Origin of the sequence: Sphingorhabdus sp. EL138 (assembly GCF_945890115.1) — a bacterium.
GTDB lineage: Bacteria > Pseudomonadota > Alphaproteobacteria > Sphingomonadales > Sphingomonadaceae > Sphingorhabdus_B.
The window spans coordinates 1-17518 of sequence record NZ_CAMDCK010000004.1; the positions used below are offsets into that span (position 1 = coordinate 1).

Here is a 17518-nt window from a genome sequence, read left to right on the forward strand (position 1 = left end):
ATGTTTTGCCCACGTCACTGATCTTCTCAGCATGGCGCAGCACCTTGAGCTTGCGCTGAATATCGCGGTCTTCCTTTGTCATTGGATCCATCCTTCTGGTTGCCTATCGGCAATATGAAAGATGTCCCACGAGTCCGTACAGTCCTACATTCAATGCGCTTGCGCCTTTTTCATCAATTATTTATCGTAATTGCGGGTACGGTGTTGCTCACCGCAATGGCTATGGCTTTTATTTTGTCGTTCAGCCTTCGCAATGGATTTTCAGAATATCTTGAAGCTCAAGATATTCAGCAATTGGAGGAGTTCGCCAAGGCAGCGGCAAACAATGTTTTTGCGAATGAACCGTCTAAATTCAAAGCCGATGGAAGCGTCGATATCAATGCGCTGATTACCGACATGATTCGTCGCGGCGACGTTCCTAATGCACTGAAGTCTGCAAATGGTTCAAACGGGGCGGGGAGCATCGGTTCTTCCACCGAAACACTTTCGCCAGTTAGCCTAAGGCCTCAACGAGGCAAAACGCCACCCGGTGGTTTTGCCAAACGCTTAATGATATTTAATGCGGCAGGAATTCAGATCACTGGTCCGCCTCCGCCACAAGGCGCGATTAGTGCGAAAGTTCTTGTGCAGAAAATAGTCGTTGACGGCAAAATTGTAGCGTTTGCAAAATTGCTTCCCCGTCGGCGAGTACCCGGAAATGTCGACGCGAATTTTCTGAAAAGCCAGTATCAGAATTCAGCATTGGTGATTTTACTGTTGCTCTTTTTGGCGGTCGTACCCGCCTTTTTGATCGCTAGACTTGGGGTAAATCGATTGGCAGAGTTACGGCATACGGCCAACGAAATTGCCCAAGGAAATTTGACTGCGCGGGTTGCTGTACGGGGCGATGATGAGCTATCAGCTATGGGTCTGCATATCAATAGTATGGCTGAAAGCCTTTCAAACTTAGATGATAGCCGACGTCGCTGGCTTGCTGAAATAAGCCATGAATTACGTACACCTTTAACCGTTCTTGTAGGCGAATTAGACGCGTTGAAGGACGGCGTAAGGCCAGTCAATGTCGTCGCCATCAATTCCCTGTCCGACGAAGCTCAGCGATTGAGGCGTATCGTGGATGATCTCCATCAACTTGCGGTTGCAGACATGAAAGGCACGTTATGCGAGTTTGAAACCTGCGACGCCGTCGAAATCATACGTCGACTTTCCAATCGGTTTGAATCGAAGTTTCGGAGCGCTGGGCTTGATCTCGATGTGAATTGCGAAGGGCATTCAGAAATGCATGTGGTCTGGGATAGTGAAAGGATCGGGCAATTGCTCGCCAACATATTGACCAATAGTTTGCGATATACCACGGCCCCCGGGAGAACATTGATAAGCTTAACGTCGACTCCTTCTAAGGTATCCATTCAAATCGATGATAGCGCACCGACAGTCTCCAGCGAAAATATAGGACGGCTGTTTCAACCTCTTTTTCGCGCCGAGCAATCGCGTGATCGGGCATCTGGAGGCAGTGGCCTTGGGCTCTCCGTCAGTGAAGCGATCGTAAATTCACATAGAGGAAGTATCTCGGTCGCAAAATCCGTGCTCGGTGGATTGTGCGTAACAGTCATTTTGCCTCAAGATGCGCGTAATAGATGACAAGTTTGCGAACTGTATTCATCATTGAGGATGATCCTAAAATCGCTTTATTATTAAGCGACTATCTATCCGACTCCGATTTCAAAACGCGGATATTCGGCGATGGCCGTGATGTAGTAGCCGAAGTAAAGCTTAATTCGCCAGATGCAATAATTCTCGACCTCATGCTACCGGCGAGTGATGGCATAACGATTTGCAAAGCGATCCGAAAATTTAGCGCAGTACCAATTTTGATGCTTACTGCTCGGGTTGAGGAAAGCCATATGTTGACCGGTTTTGACTGCGGCGCCGATGATTACGTCATCAAGCCATTTAGCCCAAAGCAGGTCGTCGCTCGCATAGCCGCGTTAGTCCGCCGATCAGAAGGCCGTGTAGCAAACGATATTTCCGCTCAGCGCTATTGGGTAGACGAAAGGCAGCAAGCCACGTTTTGGCGCGGAGACGTCTTGCCGCTGTCAGCATCGGAGTATCAAATTTTGGCTGCGATGATGAAACAACCTGGTCGTGTTTTTTCGCGCGACCAGTTACTTGATAGGCTAGGTGAACGTGCCGAAGACAGCGGTGATCGCGCGGTAGACAGTCATATAAAAAATATCCGGCGAAAGATCAGTGCTATTGATCCAGAAACAAGATGTGTCACATCAGTTTATGGTGCGGGGTATCGGTTCGATCCCGGCTCGGACAAATAAAGGTAGCTCTATAGTTCGGCCGCCACTCTGACCAAGAGCAATATAGCGCCCAAAATTAAAGCGCACCATGATGCAAACCGAGGTAGCTGTTGTGCAAAGCGTGCCCGACCTAACCTCGTTACAAGCGTGGATACAAATAGCAACGCACCGAGAAACAGCAATTGTCCGAGCTCAATTCCCACATTGAAGCCAAGAAGCGTTGCTATTTGGTTTCCTGAACCAGTTGCAAAAACATTGACCGCACCGGCGAAGCCCAAGCCATGCAAGAGTCCGCAAGCAAAAACGATGACAATGCGCTTCCATTCGATTTTTGTGCTGATCGCGCTGGATGACAACAGATTAAGCATTGCCATGAGAACGATACTGGCGGCAATACCGATCTCTACGACACTTGAGGAAATACTGACAACATTGAGCGCTGAAATCACCAAAGTAAAACTGTGTGCGATGGTAAAACTGGTGACGATACAGAGCCAATATCTCCATCCCGCCGCAACAACGACTATCGTAAGCAGAAAGAGCAGATGATCTGCCCCACCTAATATGTGGCCAATGCCGATATGAACGAAGTCAGCGAAAATTGCCCAAGCGCCTCGAAAAAATGTGTGCGCGGGATTGTCAGTTTCAAGAATAGATGTTTCGCTGGCTTTGACCCCGTCAACCTTGTGTGTCGCTGTCATAACCAACCGCGCTTCACCTACTTTGGTGCCAAATAAGTCTGTTTCAACTCTTGGATTTTTGGGCGGCTTCGCAAAATTGGTCCTGTGCAACACAACGAGATAATCTGTGTCGGCAGTCTCTGCACCGGTTTGTGGCGGCATCACCCATGTCAGTACCTTCTCGCCTCTTTTACCATTACTGCTAACGTGGAAGCGAGCATCAAATTGACGGCGAATACTGAGATTACCAGCTTGGACTTCGGCTATCGACAGCAAACCGTTACCGTCGGCGTCAACGTTTTTCAGGGTTGAGGCAGGCACCGAAACGACGAAAAAAATGGCCTCATCGACGACATTCATTGTTGCATTTTGTTTGGGCAACAGATGTGCATACGCTGCGCCCGACAGACTAAGTATGCAAATCAGAACACATATTCGGCTCAGCATTATGGGCGCTTTGCTCCGCCTCTTGAAGGCTGACGTATCGCGCCGATGCTCGTGGTGCCTTTTACGCAACGTTGCACGAATGGATAGCCGTCTGTCGCGTAATAATGGTAGATACCGCCTGGGAATTCTGGCGTTACATCAAAACTACCATTGCATTCGTCGAGATCACCCGACCCGTTGATATATTCATAGTCCTGTGTGAATGCCCCCAAGGGAATTAGATTTACAGGGGGGCGTCCATCAGCAGGCCGTGTCTTTAACTGATAACTAGCTTTCATCAATCGAAGCGGGCTGCTGCCTGACCTTGGGTCAGACCGGCCATATCGCGCATAAATTGGGAAGCCGTCGCTGGCCCAGCCAATAAGCATCATTTCCTTGCCTGACTTAGCACCGGCGGACAGCATCCCTTCTGGAACACCATGATAGTGATATTCGCCAGTTGGCTGGACATGAGCATGGTTCATATCATCACCAAAATTGAAGCTTTGCTGACCCAACGCCTCGATTTCCCACGGACCAGTCCCACGGCCTAAATCACACTGGGTCGGATTGCTGACACCCGTTGGACAGCGGCCCGCCGTTCCAGGTTCGAATTTTATGCCGTTAAGGGCGTAGCCCGCAATCCGGACCGGCGTGCCAGTACCTACGAGCGCTACTGGGTGTAACGCCGCGCTAAACGTAATCTTTTGGGCAGAAATTCGGTTAGGGTTGTTGCGGTTGGGGAAGGCTCCCGTATAGTGGTTAGGAATCCCATTTGACGTCAAAACGCGATTACTCGCGGTGCAGGCCCACTTCGCTATACTTTCCAAACCAAGCGCTTTGTTTAATTCCGTTTTGTTGATGCCACACAGAATTGCTGATGTATCGGCCTGCGACGATAGAATTGCGCCGCCCTGCTCGGAGGGAGTTAGTCCGCCAACCGGGTTGTTGGGTCCTGCGTTTTGAGGGCGGCAAGCAAGTGGGCGATCCTGCGGAGCGAAACAAGTGCCGGATATACTGCGGCCCTGAGGCCCCGTCGCGGTGCAAACATCTCCATAGGATTTATTGACGCAGGCCTTTAACATTTCAGGCGGCGGGCCCCCTTGTCGTCCGCCTTGCCGACCGCCGTTTCGGTCGCCTCCGTCTTGCGCAGTTAGAGCGACTGCACCCAACGCCCCCACACCAATTGCAATCAATGTAATTGGAATGGCCCACCGTTGTTGGAGGCCTGATTTTGTCACCCTTAGGCCCCTTTCACGCAGCGGCTGAAATACGGATAGCTATCGGTGGCCATATAGTAGTAGATTCCGTTGGGGAATTCCGGCGTCACACCTGTCCGACCATTGCATTCGTCAAGGTCACCGGTGCCCGCCGTATAAGTCCAGTCTGAGGTAAATGCGCCAAGTGGCACGAGTGACGTTGATGGACGACCGGAATCCGCCACAGTGTCTTTGACAAAGCTACCCGTGCAAACCTTGAGTGCGCTGTTGGCATTATTAGGGTCGCTGTAACAATAGCGGGCATATATAGGAAATCCGTCGCCCGCCCACCCGACAAGGAGCATTTTGCGGCTGGTGTCGGTTACTCCTGAGTTGGTGAGCAATGCTTCCGGCATACCATGATAATGATATTCGCCTGATGGCTGCACATGTGCGTTGTTCGAGTCTTCACCAAAATTGAATGTATCTTGGCCGAGCGCTTCGACTGCCCAGGTTCCTCCTGCACCATTTGCGAGATTGCACTGCGAAGCTGCTGTGATTGTTCCTGCACAAGTGCCTGCCGTTGCAGGATCAAATTTCACTCCCTGCAAAGAGTAGGCGCTCACCCCTCCGGGACCAATTTTTCGGGTTACGGCGCTTAATACCGGAGTTAGCGTGGCTGCGAAGTTTACATTTTGGCTTGAAATAAGATTTGGGTTTCCAGCATTGGGGAAAGTGCCAACCGCATGGTTGGGCAAGCCATTCGCGACCAATGAACGTGCCGTCCCGCTGCAGACCCAACTCCATGTCGATGTCAAAATTCCCGACGTGCTATATACGCCTTGGTAGCTGCCGCTTAACGGGCAAAGCACTGCAGCTGTGTTATAACCTGTCGGGGATGGCGGAGGCGTAATTGGAGTCGGTGGGGGAGCGGGTGACGGTGTTGGCGCAACTGTAATCGGCGGAATTGTGCCGCCGCCCACTTCATCCCCGCCGCATCCCGAAAGACTGTATAGAATCGCGCTCAAAGCAAGGACATTGAGTCTAGTTGAGCGGCTCTTGTTAGCTAGCATGGAGACATTTTCCCAAATCGATGGCGTTTTTGGGTATGTTATACGCAAATGTGGATGTATTATGGACGTCATCGATCCAAAGGGCGCGCGGGGGCCTATCCCTGCGTCATTTACTTAGTTGTTAGGCGGCGTTTTGCATTTAAGCGACCGGGCGTTTGAACAAATCGAGCCCGTCCAAACGACTGCTCGTGTCTTGGCGTCCTCTGTCCCCCGTCAGCATTGAATAGACAGCCTGGCTTCGTAAAATAGGAGAGTGTTTTGGGTTTATCGTAGTGACTGTAAGGTGTTCCCCGTCAGTGTCCGTCGTCAGGGCTGGCACTCGTATTATTATCCCCCGTTCCCAAATGCGTTGCCGCCCAAGGTTTCAAGGGCTATGCGAAGTTCCGAAGTTGACGGCTTAGTTCAGATGCGTTCAACCCTGCGTTTTGCAGCCATGTCGGGCTGCACACAGCGTGGGTTTTAAGCTAGTTAAAGATATAGGTTTTGAGAAATTAAATGTCATATATACCTGATATCAGTATAGTACTCCTAGTGTATTTTTTTACAGGATCCTTAATTTCATACACCATATGTATTCTTATTTTTGGTAATAAAGGTCGAGAAAGAGATATATGGATTTTATCAAATATCGTTGGCATTTTAGGAATGTTATTTTTATCGAATATTGAAAACGTATATTACGTTGGTATAGGTATTTCTTTAACAATTTTAAGTGGATCACTAAAGTCACTTGCTTTTTCTGGTAAGAATTTTTGGTTCAAACGTTATTTCTTACCACATTTATTTTTACTTCTGAGCTTAATATGTGCATCAATCGTCGCATTTTACCCAGATATACACTACAGACGAAATTATTTTTTACTGGGTATGTTTTTTGCATTGGCTGCAAGCCTGATGTATCTTTTGAGAAATAGACAATGGTATGGCTTGAAACAGAAGGGGTATGCCGTTGCAGGAATGGCCTTAGGCATGATTGCCGTGCTATTTGTCATCGGCCAAGCATTTCCATTCGTTCCAAATCAGAGGCTGGTTGAATCTTCTGCCCGAGGCGTAGCCAATTTTTCTGCGCTCTGCTTAGCATCATTGGCTATTCAATTACTTTTTCTGGCGCTCATTTTCGGGCAGAGCCAGAGAGAAAGAGAGAGGCAACTTCGCCGTAACGCTATGCTTTCGTATGAGATCAGACTGAAACAAGCTACGCTCATTGAGACGAATAAGTTGGCCGACGAACGGCAAAACCTCATTAAGATGCTAACCCATGAAGTGCGACAACCACTCAATACTGCACAGGCCGCGTTGCAAAGCATCTCGGCTGATGTGGCAAAATTGGGGAAAAAAGCCGTTGGCGTAAAGTCCAAATTGACCAACATGGTTACAGTCTTAAACTCTATCACGCTTTCGATATCAAACTCGCTGCTTGGTGCCACGCTGATTTCAAATCGGAGAAAGCCGGAGCTTGTGTCCATCGACATATGCGATGTTTCACAACTCGCGTATCTGGATATCAATCCGATAGACCAGCCCCGTATAAATTTGCAATTCGTCCAGCCTCATATTTTTGCCGAAGCTGACCCGATTGTGTTGCGTCTGGCTTTACGCAATTTGCTTGAAAATGCAGTCAAATATTCGCCAGCTGAAACGCCAATTATTTTTAAAATCGGGACGGACGAAGACAGGCTCTCCGTTCAATTTGCTATAACAAACCGCTTAATCGATAAGGCTATGTTAGACGGTGACATTTTTGCACGAAATAAGCGCGGTGTAGATAGCCGCTACAACGGGGATGGTCTTGGCCTCTTCATTGTCAGCGAGGTTGCTAAAATGCATCAAGGCACATTGGGCCATAATATCGCCGATAATGAGGTAACATTCCATCTTGAAATCCCGGCCTGACAAGGCCTTGCGCATGGCCGGAGCCGCGGCAGACGATTTATGTGCACGTCACGATTCATAAGATCAGTAATGATTGATACCAAGGCACAGAGACGCTCGGTTATGGATCATCTGTCTAAGCATGTGCTATCGCAGAAAATGTTGTTTCTTCTTCCAAGAACGCCTTCACTGCGGTCGGATCAAGCCTGCTGGGAATTCCGGTGGGAATTCCGGTGACAGGTGCGTCATCCCCGAAATAGCTTTGCGCCGCGCTGTCTTTATCCTGCTGCGCCAGCGGTGTGACCAGCGCCAAACCTGTGTTATGGTGGCTGACAATTCCGTGCAATTCCGGTGACAATTGCGATCACCCCTAAATAGGTTTCGCTTGCAATGTAGGATTTGCTTTGAGATTCTGTGCGTTGATCGCTCACCTGTTGCGCAGTAGGCTCTTTGAATGTGTTGAACCCAACCCCGGCTTTCCTCCCCGGTGAGCCAACCTCGCAGAGCTTCCGTAAGTTTACAGAAATACCGCGTTTTGCGGATAAGTTTGTAAACTTAGGTGCCGCGATGGCATTTTGGCCACAGGTGCGTCATCCGCGAAATGGCGTTGCATGATGTCCGCCTGCGTCCGTCGATGCGTCGTGTACGATCATGCATTGGCTAAAGACGTCCTGCAAAAGTTCGAACGCAGGGAGGCCGTGGCGGCAGAAATGGCCAACACCAAGGCAGGCGGAAACCGCCAACTTCCAGCACATCAACGGGGTCTACAACACCCGCCGCCATCGCTCATATCTGAGTTGTATCGGCCCGCTGGCGTTCGAAGCAAAGGTGGCATAATGAGATAAGTGATTGGCGCAAAACCGTTACAAGTCCAGAATGATGGTTAAGCTCCGGCGATTTAATCACACCGTTCTCGTCACCTTCGCTAAAACTGCGCTATTTGCCCTAACAAGAATGTCTTGTTTGCGGGATGCCATGACTTCTGACTATGAGGATCATAGGAAGCGAAACAGACTATGACCAAAACCCTGACCCATCTTGAGCGCCTGGAGGCTGAAGCCATCCATATTATGCGGGAGGTTGTCGCCGAGGCGGACAAGCCGGTGATGCTGTATAGCGTGGGTAAAGATAGCGCCGTGATGCTGCATTTGGCGCGCAAGGCGTTTTACCCATCGCCGCCGCCATTTCCGTTGTTGCATATCGATACGACATGGAAATTCAAGGCGATGTACGCGTTGCGCGAAAAGGCGGCGCGCGATGCCGGTATGGAATTATTGGTCCACCAGAACCCAGAGGCGATTGCCCGCGGCATCAACCCTTTTGATCATGGGTCGCTGCACACCGATATGTGGAAAACCGAAGGGTTGAAGCAAGCGCTCGATAAATATGGTTTCGATGTCGCCTTCGGCGGGGCGCGGCGTGACGAGGAAAAGAGCCGGGCCAAGGAACGCATATTCTCTTTCCGCACCGCGACGCATATTTGGGATCCAAAGAACCAACGGCCCGAATTATGGAACCTCTATAATGCACGTAAAGCGAAAGCAGAGAGCATAAGGGTTTTCCCGATCTCCAATTGGACTGAACTCGATATCTGGCAATATATCCACCTTGAGAATATCGAGATAGTGCCACTCTATTTCAGCGCCCCACGCCCCACTGTCACACGCGACGGCATGTTGCTGATGATAGATGATGACCGCTTTCCGTTAAAAGACGCCGAGGTTCCGGTTGAACGCTCCATTCGTTTCCGGACGCTTGGATGCTATCCGCTGACGGGCGCGGTCGAAAGCCACGCGGCAACCTTGCCCGAGATTATTCAGGAAATGCTGCTGACCACCACCTCCGAACGCCAAGGGCGCGCTATTGACCATGATCAGGCCGCCAGCATGGAGAAGAAGAAGCAGGAGGGATATTTCTGATGTCGCCCGTCACAACCGACCAAGTCATCTACAAAACCGATGACCTTATTGCTTCAGACATTGACGCCTATCTGAATGTCCACCAGCATAAGTCTTTGTTGCGGTTCATCACCTGCGGTTCCGTAGATGACGGTAAATCGACGCTCATCGGTCGGTTATTATATGATTCCAAAATGATCTTTGAAGATCAACTTGCGGCATTAGAATCCGACTCGAAACGGATGGGCACGCAAGGGCAAGAGATCGACTTTGCGTTGCTTGTGGACGGGCTTGCAGCCGAGCGTGAGCAAGGCATCACAATCGACGTCGCCTACCGGTTTTTTGCGACCGAGAAGCGAAAATTCATCGTCGCCGATTGCCCGGGCCATGAACAATATACAAGGAATATGGTCACGGGCGCATCAACCGCGGATCTTGCGGTAATCTTGGTCGACGCGCGTAAAGGCGTTCTCGTGCAGACGCGGCGCCACAGCTATCTTGCCAAATTACTGGGCATCAGAAACATCGTCCTTGCCGTGAACAAGATGGACCTGATCGACTATGATCAGGCGAAATATGATGCAATCGTCGCCGAATATACTGCATTTGCCAGCAGCATCGGCATAAGCGATTTTACCGCCATGCCGATATCCGGCTTCAAAGGCGATAATATCACCGAGCGTTCCGTCCATATGCCATATTATGTGGGGCAGCCGCTGATCGCGCATTTGGAGACCGTCGCGCTTGATAATGACGCGGATCAGGCCAAGCCATTGCGTATGCCGGTACAATGGGTCAATCGGCCCAATCTCGATTTCCGGGGATTTTCTGGCCAGATCGCAACGGGCATATTGCGTCCGGGCGATTATATTCGCGTGCTGCCGTCAGGTAAGACGTCAACGATCAGCAAGATTGTCACATTTGACGGCGAGCTCAGCGAAGCAGTTGCAGGCCAATCGGTTACGCTTTGCTTCGCAGACGAAATCGACTGTTCACGCGGAGATGTGATTGCCGCTGCAGACAATCCGCCCGAGGTTTCCGACCAGTTTGAAAGCACCATTGTCTGGATGGCGGACGAGGCTTTGACTCCGGGGCGGGCCTATTGGCTGAAGCTTGGGACGCAAACGGTGTCGGCCACGGTGCAATCCCCCAAATATACGATCAACGTAAACAATATGGAGCATCTGGCGGCGAAGACGTTGGAGCTGAATGCCATTGGGGTCGCGGAAATATTAACCGACAAACCTATTGTGTTTGAACCATATGCCAACAATCGTGTCTTGGGCGGATTTATCCTGATCGACAAGATCAGCAATGCGACCGTCGCTGCCGGCATGTTGCACTTTTCTTTGCGGCGCGCACAAAATGTCCATTGGCAAGCCACCGACATTGGCCGCGAGGCGCATGCTGCGCTCAAAAACCAAAAGCCAAAGATTTTGTGGTTCACCGGCCTTTCCGGTTCGGGCAAATCGACGATTGCCAATGAAGTGGAAAAAACACTCAATCTGTTGAACCGGCATACATTTTTGCTTGATGGCGACAATGTCCGCCACGGCCTCAATAAGGATTTGGGCTTTACGGAAACCGACCGGATTGAGAACATTCGCCGGGTGGGCGAAGTCGCAAAGCTGATGGCAGATGCAGGTCTCATCGTCTTGACTGCATTTATTTCCCCATTCCGCGCGGAACGCGATATGGTGCGGGCGATGATGCCGGAGGGTGAGTTTGTCGAGATATTCGTCGATACGCCATTGGAGGTCGCCGAGGCGCGCGATGTGAAGGGGCTTTATAAAAAGGCGCGTGCTGGACAATTAAAGAATTTTACAGGAATCGACAGTCCCTATGAACCACCTGAAAACCCCGACATCCGCGTGAATACGGTCGAAATGACCCCTGCCGAAGCCGCAGAACATATTGTTCGCCAGCTGATGCCGTTAAAATGAGCATTGTCGCCGACGATAGCGCATTGGCGGCATATTTGGCCGAAACCGCTGGAAAACTGCTGTTGCAAGTGCGCGAAAGCGGGCTGCTGTCATTGCATGCGCTTGGCAAGGCTGGCGATCAAACCGCCAACCAGTTTTTGGTCCATGCCCTTGCCGAACAACGTCCGGATGACGGATTATTGTCAGAAGAAAGCCAGGATACCGACGCGCGCCTGTCAAAATCCCGCGTGTGGATCATTGATCCGGTTGATGGCACCCGCGAATATGGTGAAGGCCGCACCGATTGGGCCGTCCACGTCGCGCTCTCTATAGATGGCGCGCCGGTGATTGGCGCGGTCGCACTTCCCGGCTTGGGTGTGGTTCTCAGGAGCGATCAGCCGACCGAAATCCCCCCCGCCCCTGAAAAACTGCGCATGGTAGTCAGCCGAACCAGGCCCGCAGCAGAAGCGTTGACCGTGGCAAACGCTTTAGGCGCTGAATGCATCCCGATGGGTTCCGCAGGCGCAAAGGCAATGGCGGTGGTGCGCGGTGAGGCCGACATTTACCTGCACAATGGCGGGCAGTATGAATGGGACAATTGCGCGCCCGCGGCTGTCGCTGCCGCCTTTGGTCTGCACGTCAGCCGTATCGATGGCAGCCCTTTGGTCTATAATCAGGCGGATACATATATCCCGGACCTGCTCATTTGTCGCAAAGAGCATGCCCAAAGCGTGTTGGACGCGCTCAGGGCGGCCACGCAGGCGACCTGAGCGCATCTATCAGGATGCTTTTAGAACAATCCCGGTATCTCACGCTGCGCTGTGCTGGCGTCTCTCGGCGCAGGCAAGGCACGAAGTTCATTCCGTGAAGCTGTGCTTTGCGCGCTTTGGGCGAGCGCGATTGGCGTGCAACTGCGTCCCGCCACGAAATCAAGCGCCGCACGCAGCGATGCCTCTTGCGGGTCGCCTAAAGGCCGGGTGATATCGTCAGCCGCTGCACAAGTGGTGCGCAAAGTGCCCGCAAGACCCGAGTAATAATCAGCCTGCCCAGCCGCATTTTCCATCGCAAAGGCAACAACGCGAATGCGATCATCACAAGCTGACAAATCAACGGCAATCTGCCCGACGGGCTTACCGTAACTGTTGCTGCCAATCAAAGCGGCGTTAGTCCCGAGATACGGCGCGAGGCCCGCCGCCACCAATTCACTGGCAGACGCCGTAGCCCTAGTGGAGATGAAAGCGATTTTCACGGGTGACACCGACTGTGACTGCGGCGAAAAGCGGCGCGTTTGGTTTTGCGATGACTTGGAAGCGCGGAAACGCGTGACTGCAAAAATGTCGTTGTTAGTTCGGTTGGCCCCAAGCAAGTCGCCCATTAGTTCCGCCGTCGAGACAAGCCCGCCGCCATTATAGCGGAAATCGATAACAAAGTTTGTGATGCCTTGGGCGCGGAAATCCGAAAACGCAGTTCGCAGTTGGTCATTCGCAGTCGAGATGAACGTGCGCATGTTGATATATCCAACACGCTGTCCGCCGCCATTGTCGATGATCTTCACCCCATAACGCGCTGACAGCGGCCTAACGTCATATTCCGCTTTGGCCGCGGTGACATTGCGGGTGCCGGTTGAGTCCGTTATCCGAAATACGCGGCTGGTCCCAACGGTATTCGGACCCAAAGCGCTGGATAGACCAGCAGATCCTTGTGCCGCCAATATGTCCGCTACCGACCGAATATTCGAAGAATCGGTACCGATCCCCACAATTTCCGCGCCGCGGTCAATGCCAGCGGCAAGCGCTGGCGCGCCCTCATAAGCTTCTGTAACGAACAAGCGTGTGCCTTGAAACGAAAAAGTCACGCCGAATCCGGCCGTTGCACCTGACGAGAAGAAGGCGTTTTCTTCTTTGATAGAAGTAATGTACGTGAAAAACCGGTCTCGCCCCTGACCACGTGCAGTCGCGGTTAAGGCGTCAATATAGTCGTCCACGGTGGTGTAAGCTGCGGGGCTGAGTGCGGTTGGCAGCGTTTCTGGAAACAGATACCATTCATTCAGGACGGACCCCGCAAAATTCTGCCGATTAAGCAAGCTACAGGTCGAATTGGGTGGAGGTGGAGGCGGGGGTGGAGGCGTCACACTCACAGGTGGAACGGTGATTGTTCCGCCGCTTGAATCACTTCCACCGCCGCCGCCACATGCCGAAACGCCTGCAGCAAGTATAAGAATGATGCTGTTTAACGAACGCTTTTTCATACCCTGCTCCTATTATTTTTGTATAATCCCAATGACATATAGGTGCACCCGTTGCGAACTATGCACAAGTGGAATTTCTATCTTAAACTGCGGATTCAAGTCTATTTCTTGTAAATTCTTTTGCCACTTTACCTTGCCGAACGGCGTGCGGCATCTCATCTAGGTGGTGTCCCATTCCCAGAGCAGCCATTTCATGCCCCCTGATCAATTCGCGTCCAAGGGACTGCGCGTCCCAAGCGGACGGCTCTCCCGTATTGCCCGCTTCGGCAACATGGCAACGGGTATCGCCGGAAGCATGTTGCTGGATGGCGCGCGGCAACTGGCCAGTGGCCGCAGGCCAACCGTGGGCGACCTGCTGATGACGCCAGCAAATGCAATGCGGGTCACGCTTCAGCTTGGACAAATGCGGGGCGCAGCGATGAAGCTTGGACAGCTTTTTTCGATGGATACCGGCGATTTCCTGCCGCCTGAACTGACGGACATTTTTGCAAGACTTCGTGCCGATGCCCAACATATGCCGCCAGCACAGCTGAACATGGTCATGACGCGCCATTGGGGAAAGGATTGGCGCGCGCAGTTCATACGTTTTGATGAGCAGCCCATAGCGGCGGCCTCCATCGGGCAAGTGCACCGTGCACTTACGCTGGATCATCAGGACCTAGCCGTCAAAATCCAATATCCCGGGGTGCGCCGCAGCATCGATAGCGATGTCGATAATGTCGCCGCGCTGTTGCGTTTATCGAATGTGCTTCCAAAAACGCTAGATATCACGGCATTGTTGACGGAGGCGAAACGCCAGTTACATGAAGAGGCGGATTATGCGCGTGAGGGCGCGTGCCTTATGCAATTTGGCGAGCTGTTGGCGGATACTCCCGAATATGCCCTGCCTTCTTATCATGCATCGCTGAGCAGTAAAAATGTGTTGGCGATGTCCTTCATCGACAGCGTTCCGATCGAATCGATGATCAGCGCACCGCAAGCGGACCGTGACCGGATTATGACGCTGCTGATTGAACTGGTAGTGCGGGAATTGTTTGAATTCCGATTTATGCAGACAGACCCCAATTTTGCGAATTACCGATATGCCCCCGAAACGCGGCAAGTCGTTTTGCTCGATTTTGGTGCGACCAGAGCCCTGCCGGACGGCATGGTCGCGCAATATCGAACGTTGCTGCACATGGGTATGGTGGGCAATAAAGACGGCGTGCTGGCGGCTATCGTTGACATCGGTTTTATGAATGCACAAACCGCGCAGCAGAATAAGCGCGAGATTGATAAGCTAATCGCAACCGCGATTGATATGATCCAGCAGGCCGGGCCGTTTGATTTTAGCCGGACCGACTTTGTCAGCGACATGCGCGATGAAGGCATGACAATCGCGGCTGATCGGCGCAACTGGCACATTCCGCCCTCCGATACGTTGTTTGTGCAGCGTAAACTGGGTGGCGTTTTCTTATTGGCCAGCCGGTTAAAGGCGTGTGTGGATGTAAACCGTATCCTTAAGCGCTACTTGTAGGGTCAGGACTTAACATATTTATCATCGACAAAAACGATTAGTCATTACAAAAAGCGTTGCTAGACCAAATCAAAAAAATCGTGTTTAGGCACGTGAGTTCAAATCAAACTCTCCTCAATCCAAAGGGTAATTCACATGGGAATCATTGGTTCAAGCCTTAAGCCATTCACCGCGCAATCGTATAAAGCGGGCAAGTTTGTTGAAGTGTCGGACACCGACGTTAAGGGCAAATGGGCCGTATTCTTCTTCTATCCAGCCGACTGGACCTTCGTCTGCCCAACCGAACTGGAAGATCTCGCCGACCAATATGCAGACCTGCAAGGCATGGGCGTTGAGGTCTATTCAGTATCGACCGACACGCATTTCAGCCACAAGGCATGGCATGATGGTTCGCCAGCGATCAGCAAGATCAACTTCCATATGCTTGGCGACCAGAACCACGTTCTCAGCAACAATTTCGGTGTGTTGCGCGAAGGCCAAGGTCTTGCAGACCGCGCAACCTTCGTCGTCGATCCAGACGGCGTTATTCAGGTTATGGAAATTACCTGCGAAGGCGTTGGCCGTAACGCGGTTGAACTCGTCCGCAAGATCAAGGCCGCCATTTACGTGCGTGAGCATCCAGGTCAGGTTTGCCCTGCAAAGTGGGAAGAAGGCAGCGAAACGCTTGCGCCTTCGATCGACCTCGTCGGCAAGATCTAAATTTATATCGGGTGCCGCGTAAACGGCGCGGCACCCAACATACCGTTTTTCGAAGAATTTCGACCGCGTTTGTGCGCGGCACGCTTGTGCTTGCTTAAAAAAGGCCTCCCCGATGCTTGACGCTGCTACAATTGCCCAGCTAAAAACTTATTTGGCAAATCTGCGCACGCCCGTTGAACTGGTCGCGACGTTGGACGACAGCCCAAAGTCTGCGGAAATGCGCGCGCTGGTGCAAAGCGTGGTCGAACAATCGCCTTTGCTGTCGGCGCGGTATGATGGTCATGCCGACCGCACGCCTTCCTTTGCTATTCGCCGTGCCGATGGCACAGCGGAAACGCACTTTGCTGGCCTGCCGCTTGGACATGAGTTTACGTCATTGGTGCTCGCCTTGTTGCATATGGGCGGTCACCCCCCAAAAGAAGAGGCAGAACTGCTCGATTCGGTGAAGGCGCTTGAGGGCGTGTTCAAATTCGAAACATTTTTCTCTTTGTCTTGCCAGAATTGCCCTGATGTTATTCAGGCGATCAACATCATGGCGGCGCTCAACCCCGACGTGAGTCACGTGGCGATTGACGGCGCGATGTTCCGTGAGGAAGTCGAAACGCGCAAGGTCATGGCGGTCCCCGCAATCTATCTGAACGGCGAACCATTTGGCCAAGGGCGCATGGACCTGTCACAGATCATGGCAAAGCTGGACACGGGCACCGTCGCCCGCGCTGCGGAAAAGATCGCGGCCAAGGAACCATTTGAAGTTTTGGTTGTCGGCGGTGGACCTGCTGGCGCAGCGGCAGCGATTTACGCCGCGCGCAAGGGTATTCGTACAGGCGTTGTGGCCGAACGCTTCGGTGGCCAAGTGCTGGATACTATGGGTATCGAAAACTTCATTTCGGTCCAACACACAGAAGGGCCAAAGCTTGCCGCCCAGTTGGAACAGCATGTCCGCGAATATGACGTCGACATTATGAACTTGCAGACGGCCGCTGAACTCATCCCCGCTGGCGCCGATGGTCTGCACGAAGTCAAACTCGCAAGCGGTGCGTCATTAAAGGCGCGGACACTGATCCTTTCCACCGGTGCGCGCTGGCGGCAGATGGGCGTCCCGGGCGAAGAGGAATATCGCAACAGAGGCGTCGCTTATTGTCCGCATTGCGATGGCCCACTGTATAAGGGAAAGCGCACAGCGGTCATTGGCGGCGGGAACTCTGGCGTTGAGGCTGCAATCGACCTTGCCGGCATCGTCGCGCATGTCACATTGATCGAATTTGACTCACAATTGCGCGCCGATGCTGTGTTGCAGAAGAAACTCCGCAGTCTACCAAACGTAGATATCATTACCTCCGCGCTCAGCACTGAAGTCATTGGCAATGGCGAGAAGGTTCAGGCTTTGGTCTACACCGACAGAAACACGGACAAGTCCCATCGCATCGATCTCGACGGCATTTTTGTACAGATTGGGTTGGTCCCCAATACCGAATGGCTTAAAGGCCCGCTGACATTGTCGCCCCGCGGGGAAATTGAAGTCGACGCGCATAACGCGACCAATATTCCGGGCGTGTTTGCCGCAGGTGATGTCACAACCGTGCCATATAAGCAGATCATTGTAGCGATGGGCGAAGGAACGAAGGCCGGATTGTCCGCCTTTGACCATATCATTCGGCAGTGATGGCAAGATAAGATAG

Annotated in this window: 14 protein-coding genes and 1 pseudogene; 10 read left to right on the top strand and 5 right to left on the bottom strand. The window is 52.0% G+C overall.

Going from position 1 to position 17518, the window contains the following annotated elements:
- The first annotated feature begins 114 nt into the window (after window positions 1-114).
- Window positions 115-1638 (top strand): ATP-binding protein, encoded by a 1524-nt coding sequence (locus tag Q0O07_RS02570; protein ID WP_295489993.1) that lies wholly within the window; start codon window positions 115-117, stop codon window positions 1636-1638.
- On the top strand, window positions 1635-2327 hold the full coding sequence (locus Q0O07_RS02575) for a response regulator (RefSeq protein WP_295489995.1): 693 nt from the start codon (window positions 1635-1637) through the stop codon (window positions 2325-2327). Before Q0O07_RS02570 ends, Q0O07_RS02575 begins: the two co-directional genes overlap by 4 nt.
- A gap of 8 nt (window positions 2328-2335) precedes the next feature.
- Here Q0O07_RS02575 and Q0O07_RS02580 read toward each other — a convergent pair whose 3' ends face one another.
- From Q0O07_RS02580 to Q0O07_RS02590, 3 genes are all read right to left on the bottom strand, one after another.
- Entirely contained in the window at window positions 2336-3367 is a 1032-nt protein-coding gene (locus Q0O07_RS02580) for a HupE/UreJ family protein (protein ID WP_295489998.1), read from the bottom strand.
- Between the two features lie 65 nt (window positions 3368-3432).
- Complete coding sequence (locus Q0O07_RS02585) at window positions 3433-4497, bottom strand: YHYH protein (RefSeq protein WP_295490000.1); 1065 nt, start codon at window positions 4495-4497, stop codon at window positions 3433-3435.
- Window positions 4498-4655: 158 nt separating this feature from the next.
- On the bottom strand, window positions 4656-5384 hold the full coding sequence (locus tag Q0O07_RS02590; protein WP_295490001.1) for a YHYH protein: 729 nt from the start codon (window positions 5382-5384) through the stop codon (window positions 4656-4658).
- 831 nt (window positions 5385-6215) lie between these two features.
- Between Q0O07_RS02590 and Q0O07_RS02595 the strand changes: the two genes are divergently transcribed.
- Window positions 6216-7577, top strand: coding sequence for a sensor histidine kinase KdpD (locus Q0O07_RS02595; protein ID WP_295490004.1), 1362 nt, complete (start codon window positions 6216-6218; stop codon window positions 7575-7577).
- Between the two features lie 115 nt (window positions 7578-7692).
- On the opposite strand, the gene Q0O07_RS02600 is transcribed toward Q0O07_RS02595, so the two are convergent.
- Window positions 7693-7914, bottom strand: a complete 222-nt coding sequence (locus Q0O07_RS02600; RefSeq protein ID WP_295490007.1) for a hypothetical protein — start codon at window positions 7912-7914, stop codon at window positions 7693-7695.
- 341 nt (window positions 7915-8255) lie between these two features.
- Between Q0O07_RS02600 and Q0O07_RS02605 the strand changes: the two are divergent.
- The 4 genes and pseudogenes from Q0O07_RS02605 to Q0O07_RS02620 form a co-directional block, all read left to right on the top strand.
- Window positions 8256-8393, top strand: a pseudogene (locus Q0O07_RS02605) (IS3 family transposase); the annotation flags it as partial.
- A 179-nt stretch (window positions 8394-8572) separates the two neighbouring features.
- Complete coding sequence (gene cysD / locus Q0O07_RS02610; RefSeq protein ID WP_295490010.1) at window positions 8573-9475, top strand: sulfate adenylyltransferase subunit CysD; 903 nt, start codon at window positions 8573-8575, stop codon at window positions 9473-9475.
- Window positions 9475-11397, top strand: coding sequence for a sulfate adenylyltransferase subunit CysN (cysN, locus tag Q0O07_RS02615; RefSeq protein ID WP_295490013.1), 1923 nt, complete (start codon window positions 9475-9477; stop codon window positions 11395-11397). Before cysD ends, cysN begins: the two co-directional genes overlap by 1 nt.
- Complete coding sequence (locus Q0O07_RS02620; RefSeq protein ID WP_295490015.1) at window positions 11394-12146, top strand: 3'(2'),5'-bisphosphate nucleotidase CysQ; 753 nt, start codon at window positions 11394-11396, stop codon at window positions 12144-12146. The genes cysN and Q0O07_RS02620 overlap by 4 nt, the downstream gene beginning before the upstream one ends.
- Window positions 12147-12166: 20 nt before the next feature.
- Here the strand turns inward: Q0O07_RS02620 and Q0O07_RS02625 are convergent, their stop codons facing one another.
- A complete protein-coding gene (locus Q0O07_RS02625; protein ID WP_295490017.1) occupies window positions 12167-13624 on the bottom strand; it encodes a S41 family peptidase in 1458 nt (485 codons plus the stop codon).
- Between the two features lie 193 nt (window positions 13625-13817).
- Between Q0O07_RS02625 and Q0O07_RS02630 the strand changes: the two genes are divergently transcribed.
- The 3 genes from Q0O07_RS02630 to ahpF all read left to right on the top strand — a co-directional run bounded on the left by Q0O07_RS02630 (window position 13818) and on the right by ahpF (window position 17502).
- Window positions 13818-15140, top strand: a complete 1323-nt coding sequence (locus Q0O07_RS02630) for an AarF/ABC1/UbiB kinase family protein (protein WP_295490018.1) — start codon at window positions 13818-13820, stop codon at window positions 15138-15140.
- Window positions 15141-15275: 135 nt separating this feature from the next.
- Window positions 15276-15839, top strand: a complete 564-nt coding sequence (gene ahpC / locus Q0O07_RS02635) for an alkyl hydroperoxide reductase subunit C (protein WP_295490021.1) — start codon at window positions 15276-15278, stop codon at window positions 15837-15839.
- Between the two features lie 112 nt (window positions 15840-15951).
- On the top strand, window positions 15952-17502 hold the full coding sequence (ahpF, locus tag Q0O07_RS02640; RefSeq protein ID WP_295490023.1) for an alkyl hydroperoxide reductase subunit F: 1551 nt from the start codon (window positions 15952-15954) through the stop codon (window positions 17500-17502).
- Window positions 17503-17518: the final 16 nt, after the last annotated feature.

Bases quoted from the DNA above. Each gene is read 5' to 3' on its own strand.
- Q0O07_RS02570 (WP_295489993.1), top strand. From the start codon at position 115: ATGAAAGATGTCCCACGAGTCCGTACAGTCCTACATTCAATGCGCTTG.
- Q0O07_RS02620 (WP_295490015.1), top strand. From the start codon at position 11,394: ATGAGCATTGTCGCCGACGATAGCGCATTGGCGGCATATTTGGCCGAA.
- cysN (WP_295490013.1), top strand. From the start codon at position 9,475: ATGTCGCCCGTCACAACCGACCAAGTCATCTACAAAACCGATGACCTT.
- cysD (WP_295490010.1), top strand. From the start codon at position 8,573: ATGACCAAAACCCTGACCCATCTTGAGCGCCTGGAGGCTGAAGCCATC.
- Q0O07_RS02625 (WP_295490017.1), bottom strand. From the start codon at position 13,624: ATGAAAAAGCGTTCGTTAAACAGCATCATTCTTATACTTGCTGCAGGC.
- Q0O07_RS02575 (WP_295489995.1), top strand. From the start codon at position 1,635: ATGACAAGTTTGCGAACTGTATTCATCATTGAGGATGATCCTAAAATC.
- ahpF (WP_295490023.1), top strand. From the start codon at position 15,952: ATGCTTGACGCTGCTACAATTGCCCAGCTAAAAACTTATTTGGCAAAT.
- Q0O07_RS02630 (WP_295490018.1), top strand. From the start codon at position 13,818: ATGCCCCCTGATCAATTCGCGTCCAAGGGACTGCGCGTCCCAAGCGGA.
- Q0O07_RS02585 (WP_295490000.1), bottom strand. From the start codon at position 4,497: ATGTTAAAGGCCTGCGTCAATAAATCCTATGGAGATGTTTGCACCGCG.
- ahpC (WP_295490021.1), top strand. From the start codon at position 15,276: ATGGGAATCATTGGTTCAAGCCTTAAGCCATTCACCGCGCAATCGTAT.